Source organism: Weissella sp. DD23 (assembly GCF_001579105.1).
Classification (GTDB): Bacteria; Bacillota; Bacilli; order Lactobacillales; family Lactobacillaceae; genus Weissella; species Weissella cibaria.
Genome location: NZ_KQ970416.1, coordinates 1 through 1,103, shown reverse-complemented (window position 1 = coordinate 1,103; position 1,103 = coordinate 1). Strand labels below are relative to the sequence as shown.

1 protein-coding gene is annotated in these 1,103 nt (G+C 47.4%); it reads left to right on the top strand.

The features are described from left to right. Positions 1 to 188: 188 nt before the first annotated feature. Positions 189 to 1,103: toprim domain-containing protein (locus WEIDD23_RS11915; protein ID WP_242865526.1), on the top strand; the 915-nt coding region annotated here is incomplete at its 3' end.

Sequence of the window (1,103 nt, the reverse complement as noted above, 5' to 3'; positions counted from 1 at the left end):
CAGTCAAACAATTGGTGTGACATTCGTAGCGATGGCATTAACGGGTGTTATTTATTACATCGCGGCTAAGCTACTTAAAAAGTAATAGAAAACATTAAGGCAACCTGCTTACAAATCGGCGGGTTGCCTTTTTTCGTCTATAATAGAGCTTTAGCGAAAATACGGGATGACAATTAAGCGAGGGACTTATGGCGAACTATTTAATTATTACTGAGAAACCATCTGCTGCCCAAAATTTCGTCAAAGCACTTGGCGGGAAGGTCGGTCAGTTTGAAGGCAATAACTTCAATATTACAAACCTCCGTGGCCACGTCATGACGTTGAAAGAACCAGAAGAAATGGTGCCAGCTGAGTTGCAAAAGGCCTACAAGTCGTGGACACTCAAGTACATGCCTTGGCAGATTAGCGACTTCAAGTGGCAACGGACGTACATTCGTAATCGTAACTTGCGGACGGGTAAGTCGGAATCAACGAAGAAAATTGTGGATGAAATCAAGGCTGAGTCGAAGAAGGGGTATGACGCCTTGGTTATTGCAACCGACACGGATCCATCTGGTGAAGGTGATTTATTGGCCTGGGAAGCAATTGATGCCATTGGCTGGCACGGCCAAGTCCTGCGCGCCAATTTTATGGATGAATCACCTAAGAGTATTAAGGCGGCGATGCGACAATTAACGGATGTGACAGATAAGTGGCAACACGGTGCTTACTTGAAGGGTGAAAGTCGTAACCGTTGGGACTTTATGTCGATGCAATTAACGCGCATTGCGACGACATCCGCCAAGAAAGCTGGTTATAAGGTCGTCGCCCGCGAAGGCCGGTTGAAGTCGGTCATCGTTTGGAAAATCTATGAACAACTAGAAGCGATTAAAAACTATGTTCGAACCCCTTTTTATGAAGTGAAGTTCAAGGACCCAGCTGGTCACGTGTTTGGTCGCGTGACAAAAGATGGCGACGTGATACCATGGCGATTTCCGAACAAGGCCGCGGCCGAACAAGATATGGCCCAGTATCACAGTAGTGCGGTGGCACACGAAAAGCACCAAACTCGGACCCAAGCACCAGGACGTTTGCTAGACTTGGCGGGGTTGGCCGCCGTGTTG